Below are 5,751 nucleotides of genomic sequence, written 5' to 3'. Positions count from 1 at the left end.
CAGCAGGTGGACGCGGTCCGGGGCGTCGTACCCCGCGCCCGTCACGCCGAGCACGCCGCAGCGCAGCGCCACCGCCCGGCCGTCCTCGCCCGCGAGCGCGGGCAGCAGCACCGCGCACCCGGCGCCCGCGGCGGCGACCGGCAGCGGCGGCACCGGCAGCCCGCCGACCGCGTCGGTGCGCAGCAGGGCCAGCCCGTGCGCCGGCAGCGGCAGCACGCTGTCCGGGCCGAGCACCCGGGTCTGCCCGCCGGGGGTGTGCAGGACTACCCGGTCCAGGCCCGCGACGCACTCGTGGGCGGTGAGCACGGTGCCCTGCGGGTCGGCGACGAACCCTAAGCCGTGCAGCCGCCCGTTGAGGTCGCGGATCCGCAGCAGGTACCGCCCCGGATCGCCCGCCGTGTCGCCGTCCAGGAATCCCGGCATGCGCCCGTCCTCCCCCGTGAAACCGTGCCTCGCCCGACGCCCGGAGACCTGCCCGTCACGGGGACGCCCCGACCGCCCAAGCGCCGCTCACCACCGGCGTTCACCTCGCGCGCTCCCACGGACGGATGAACCCCCGCCGGAAAGCTCCGACGGGGGTTTCACCTGGAGAACGGCCTCAGCCGACGAAGACCGCCACCGGCTTCGCCTGGCCGCCCTGCTCCTCGACCAGCGCGAGGAAGCGCCCGTCCGGCCCGAACACCGCGATCGGCCCGTCCACGCCCAGCCCGGGCGCCTTGAGCCGGGCGCCGTGCGACAGCTTCTCGGCCTGCGGGGCGTCGAGGTCCCAGCGCGGGAAGGCCGCCGCCGCCGCCTCCGCGATCGGCATCACCTCGAGCCCCGCGGCGGAGCCGCCGGTGACCGCAGCCTCGAGCTGCTCCAGGGTCCGCGCCGACTCCACCGAGTACGGCCCCACCTTGGTGCGCCGCAGCGCCGTCAGGTGCCCGCCGACGCCGAGCCCGGCGCCGAGGTCCCGGGCCAGCGCCCGGATGTAGGTGCCGGAGGAGCACTCGACGGTCACGTCCAGGTCGATCACCGGCGTGCCGTCCTCGGCGACCGCCGCGCGCTGCTCGTGCACGGTGAAGGAGTGGATCGTCGTCGGCCGGGCCGCGAGCTCGAAGTCCTCGCCCTCGCGCACGCGCGCGTACGACCGCTTGCCGTCGATCTTGATCGCGCTGACCTTGGACGGCACCTGCATGATCTCGCCGGTCAGCGCCGCGATCCCGGTGTCGATCGCCGCCCGCTCGACCCCGTCCGCCGGGGTGGAGGAGGTGACCTCGCCCTCGCGGTCGTCGGTGATCGTGGTCTGCCCCAGGCGGATCGTCGCCTCGTACGTCTTGGCGGTGAGCATCAGGTGGCCGAGCAGCCGGGTGGCCCGCTCGACCCCGATCACCAGCACGCCGGTGGCCATCGGGTCGAGGGTGCCGGCGTGGCCGACCTTCCGCGTCCCGGCCAGCCACCGCAGCTTGGCGACCACCCCGTGCGAGGTGATGCCCTCCGGCTTGTCGACGATCACCAGGCCGTCCGGGCCGGTGCCTTTGCGCTTCATCGTGATCTTTCTCTAAAAACAACGGTCACAGCATGATCACACGCGGGACGTTCAGCGCACCGGCCGCAGTGCGCCCCGGAACCGCTCGACCACGGCCGCCACCTCCGCCCGGGCGCTGAACCCGGCCGCGTAGACGTGCCCCCCGCCGCCGAGTTCGGCGCAGGCCGCCGCGACGTCCACCGCGCCCTTGGAGCGCGAGGAGCCGCGCAGCGTCCCGTCCGGGTCCTGCTTGAGCACCAGCGCCACCTCGGCCTCGGCCGGGCGGCGCAGGATGTCGATCAGCCCCTCGATCTCCTCGACCGTGACGCTGAACAACACGAGGTCCTGGTACGGCACCCAGGTCCACACCAGCCCCAACCCGCCTGCGGCGTCCGGCTCGTAGACCGCCCGGTCGAGGGCGCCCGCGAGCACCTTGAGGTAGCCGAAGGAGGAGGTGTCCCACAGCTGCCGGGAGATCAGGTCGTGCCGGATGCCGGTGGCCAGCAGCCGGCCGGCGAGTTCGTGGGTGGCGGGCGTGGTGGCCCGGTACTTGAACGAGCCGGTGTCGGTGGCGACCCCGGTGTAGAGGCAGGTGGCCAAGTCCTGGTCGAGCTCGACGCCGAGCCGGCGCAGCAGCTCGTCGACCAGCACGGCGGTGGCCGGCGCGGTCGGGTCGATCAACTGGTGGGTGCCGAAGCCCGGGTTGGAGGCGTGGTGGTCGAGGACCACCAGCACGGGCGCGGCGAAGGCCTTGTCGTGCAGCAGGCCGAGCCGGCTCTCGGCGGCCACGTCGAAGCAGAGCACCAGCTCGGGGACGTCCGGCACCTCGGAGGCCGGCACGATCAGCTCCTGCCCGGGCAGGAACGCGAGCGACTCGGGCACCACCTGCGGGTCGTCGCCGAAGGAGACGCGCACCTCGTGGCCGAGCCGGCGCAGCGCCAGCCCCGCCGCCAGGGCGGAGCCCAGGGCGTCGCCGTCCGGGCAGATGTGGCAGATCAGGTCGATCGTGCGGGTCCGCCCGATCTCGGCCACCACGGCCTGCCAGACCAGCTCGAAGCCGCTCTCCTCGGCCCGCGGCCCGGGGAGCACCGAGCCCGGAAGCACCGCGAGGGCACCCTCCACCGCACTGGTGGAAGACGCCCCCGTGGTCGAACCGGCCGCCGAACCGGCCTGCGCCGGCTCACCCGTCATGACTACTCGTCCTCGTCGTCACGCTCGGACGCGGGGACCTTGTACGGGTCCGCCTCGCCGGCGTACGTCGCGCCCGCGGCGGTGGTGCGCACCGCCGCGTCGATGGCCTTGGCCCGGTCGAGCAGGTCGTCGATGTTCCGGGCGTTCTCCGGCAGCGCGTCCGCGACGAAGGTCAGCGTCGGGGTGAAGCGCACGCCGATCTTGCCGACCTCGGAGCGGATCACGCCCTTGGCGCTCTCCAGCGCGGCCGCCGTGGCCTCGCGGTCGGTCTCGTCGCCGAAGACGGTGTAGAAGACGGTGGCCTCGCGCAGGTCGCCGGTCACCCGGGTGTCGGTGATGGTCACGAACCCGAGCCTCGGGTCCTTGATCCGCCGCTCCAGGGTCTGGGCGACGACCACCTGGATGCGGTCGGCGAGCTTGCGCGCCCTTGCGGTGTCGGTCACGTTGCCTCCTCGTGCAGTGGGCCCGGTACCCGGGGGAGCTGTGCACCCGTCGGGGCCCACGCCCCAAAGTACCGGCCCGCGCCCGGCCTTGCGGGCGCTCTGGGTCCTGATCTGTGTGAGAACGGCGACTTCCGCCGGCGCGCTCCACAGGGGTCATTCGTCGTCGTCGTTGTGGTAGCGCCTCCTCGCGGCGAGGAGCTGCACCTCGGGGCGGCCGGCGACCAACCGCTCACAGCTGTCCAGGATCTCGGTGACGTACCCGGCTTCGCCGGACACCACCGCCAGGCCGATCTCGGCCCGGCGGTGCAGATCCTGGTTCCCGGTCTCGGCAGCGCACACGCTGTACTTGCGCTGCAGTTCGGCCACGATGGGCCGCACGATCGAACGCTTCTCCTTGAGCGAGTGGACGTCGCCCAGCAGCAGGTCGAAGGTGAGTGTTCCCACGAACATGTGTGACAGGTCTCGCCGACCTGGAAGGCCTCGGGGAGACAGCCCGGAACCGGACTGCCGTACGACGAGGACCCTACACAGCGAGACCGGGGCCGGTCGACGGAAATACCACCCGTCGACCGGCCCCGGTGACCAGCGACTACGCGCGCGGCTTCTCGCGCATCTCGTAGGTCTCGATGATGTCCTCGACCTTGATGTCGTTGAACGACCCCAGGGTCACACCGGCCTCGAAGCCCTCGCGGACCTCGGTCGCGTCGTCCTTGAAGCGGCGCAGACCCTCGATGGTGAGGCTCTCCGCCACGACCTTGCCGTCGCGCAGCAGGCGGGCCTTGGCGTTGCGGCGGATGATGCCGTCGCGCACCAGGACACCGGCGATGTTGCCGAACTTGGAGGAGCGGAAGACCTCGCGGATCTCCGCGGCGCCGAGGCGCACCTCCTCGTACTCCGGCTTGAGCATGCCCTTGAGGGCGTTCTCGATCTCCTCGATCGCCTGGTAGATGACCGAGTAGTACCGGACGTCCACGCCTTCCTTGTCGGCCGCGGTGCGCGCACGGCCTTCGGCGCGCACGTTGAAGCCGATGATGATGGCGTCCGAGCCCATCGCCAGGTCCACGTCGGACTCGGTGATGGCACCCACACCGCGGTGCAGGACCCGGAGCTCGACCTCCTCGCCCACGTCCAGCTTGACGAGGGCGTCCTCGAGGGCCTCGACCGAACCGGAGACGTCACCCTTGATGATGAGGTTGAGCTGCTCGATGGAGCCGGCGGCGATGGCCTTGTCCAGGTCCTCAAGGGACACCCGGACGCGACGCTGCGCGAAGGCGGCGTTGCGGTCGCGGGCCGAGCGCTTCTCGGCGATCTGGCGCGCGGTGCGGTCCTCGTCGACGACGATGAAGCTGTCGCCGGCACGGGGCACCGAGGTGAGACCGAGCAGCAGCACCGGACGGGACGGACCGGCCTCGGTGAGGTTGTTGCCGTTCTCGTCGAGCATGGCGCGGACGCGGCCGTAGGCGTCGCCCACGACGATCGAGTCGCCGACGCGGAGCGTACCGCGCTGGACGAGCACGGTCGCCATGGCGCCGCGGCCCTTGTCGAGGTGGGCCTCGATCGCAATACCCTGCGCGTCCTGCTCGGGGTTGGCCCGCAGGTCCAGCGAGGCGTCCGCGGTCAGGACCACGGCCTCCAGCAGCTGGTCGATGTGCAGGCCCTGGCGCGCGGAGATGTCGACGAACATGGTGTCGCCGCCGTACTCCTCGGCCACCAGGCCGAACTCGGTCAGCTGACCGCGGACCTTGGTCGGGTCGGCGCCCTCGACGTCGATCTTGTTGACGGCGACCACGATCGGCACACCCGCGGCCTTGGCGTGGTTGAGCGCCTCGACCGTCTGCGGCATGACACCGTCGTTGGCCGCGACCACCAGGATCGCGATGTCGGTGGACTTGGCACCACGGGCACGCATGGCGGAGAACGCCTCGTGACCCGGGGTGTCGAGGAAGGTGATCGGACGCTGCTCGCCGTTCACCTCGGTGACGACCTGGTAGGCACCGATGTGCTGGGTGATGCCACCGGCCTCGCCGGCCACCACGTTGGACTTGCGGATCGCGTCCAGCAGGCGGGTCTTACCGTGGTCGACGTGACCCATGACGGTGACGACCGGCGGGCGCGGGGCCAGCTGGTCCTCGTCGCCCTCGTTGGCACCGAAGTCGATGTCGAACGACTCCAGCAGCTCACGGTCCTCGTCGTCCCGGCTGACGATCTCCAGCTGGAAGCCCATCTCGCCGGCCAGCAGCTCGAGGGTCGCGTCGGAGACCGACTGGGTCGCGGTGACCATCTCACCGAGGTTGAACATGACGGAGACGAGCGCGGCCGGGTTGGCGTTGATCTTCTCCGCGAAGTCCATCAGCGAGGCGCCGCTGGACAGGCGAACGGTCTGGCCGTTGCCGCGCGGCAGCATCACACCGCCGACGGACGGGGCCTGCATGGCCTCGTACTCCTGGCGCTTCGCCCGCTTCGACTTACGGCCACGGGCCGGACGGCCACCGGGGCCACGGCCGAAGGCACCCTGCGTGCCACCACGGGCACCCGGGCCACCGGGACGACCGCCGAAACCACCCGGACGGTCGCCACCGCGCTCTCCCCGACGAAGATGCCGGTCTGAAC

The 5,751-nt window shown here is 71.9% G+C and carries 6 protein-coding genes; all 6 read right to left on the bottom strand.

What is annotated here, in order from left to right:
- Positions 1–423: S1C family serine protease (locus AB0O00_RS27565; RefSeq protein ID WP_363656196.1), on the bottom strand; the 423-nt coding region annotated here is incomplete at its 3' end.
- Positions 424–598: 175 nt separating this feature from the next.
- Positions 599–1,528 carry a tRNA pseudouridine(55) synthase TruB gene (gene truB / locus AB0O00_RS27560; RefSeq protein ID WP_363656195.1) on the bottom strand — a complete coding sequence of 310 codons (930 nt, stop codon included), beginning with the start codon at positions 1,526–1,528 and terminating at the stop codon, positions 599–601.
- Between the two features lie 51 nt (positions 1,529–1,579).
- Positions 1,580–2,698, bottom strand: coding sequence for a bifunctional oligoribonuclease/PAP phosphatase NrnA (locus AB0O00_RS27555; RefSeq protein ID WP_363656193.1), 1,119 nt, complete (start codon positions 2,696–2,698; stop codon positions 1,580–1,582).
- Positions 2,699–2,700: 2 nt separating this feature from the next.
- Positions 2,701–3,141 (bottom strand): 30S ribosome-binding factor RbfA, encoded by a 441-nt coding sequence (rbfA, locus tag AB0O00_RS27550; protein WP_363656191.1) that lies wholly within the window; start codon positions 3,139–3,141, stop codon positions 2,701–2,703.
- 153 nt (positions 3,142–3,294) lie between these two features.
- On the bottom strand, positions 3,295–3,591 hold the full coding sequence (locus AB0O00_RS27545) for a DUF503 domain-containing protein (RefSeq protein WP_359972107.1): 297 nt from the start codon (positions 3,589–3,591) through the stop codon (positions 3,295–3,297).
- Between the two features lie 139 nt (positions 3,592–3,730).
- On the bottom strand, positions 3,731–5,751 hold a 2,021-nt coding region (infB, locus tag AB0O00_RS27540; RefSeq protein ID WP_363656188.1), incomplete at its 5' end, for a translation initiation factor IF-2.

Origin of the sequence: Kitasatospora sp. NPDC093558, from assembly GCF_040683475.1 — a bacterium.
Classification (GTDB): Bacteria; Actinomycetota; Actinomycetes; order Streptomycetales; family Streptomycetaceae; genus Kitasatospora.
Note: the sequence above shows the minus strand (reverse complement) of the source record. Positions and strands in the feature narration are given on the sequence as shown.

Excerpts from the sequence above, each read along its gene's own strand:
- truB (WP_363656195.1), bottom strand. The coding sequence starts at position 1,528 with ATGAAGCGCAAAGGCACCGGCCCGGACGGCCTGGTGATCGTCGACAAG.
- AB0O00_RS27555 (WP_363656193.1), bottom strand. The coding sequence starts at position 2,698 with ATGACGGGTGAGCCGGCGCAGGCCGGTTCGGCGGCCGGTTCGACCACG.
- AB0O00_RS27545 (WP_359972107.1), bottom strand. The coding sequence starts at position 3,591 with ATGTTCGTGGGAACACTCACCTTCGACCTGCTGCTGGGCGACGTCCAC.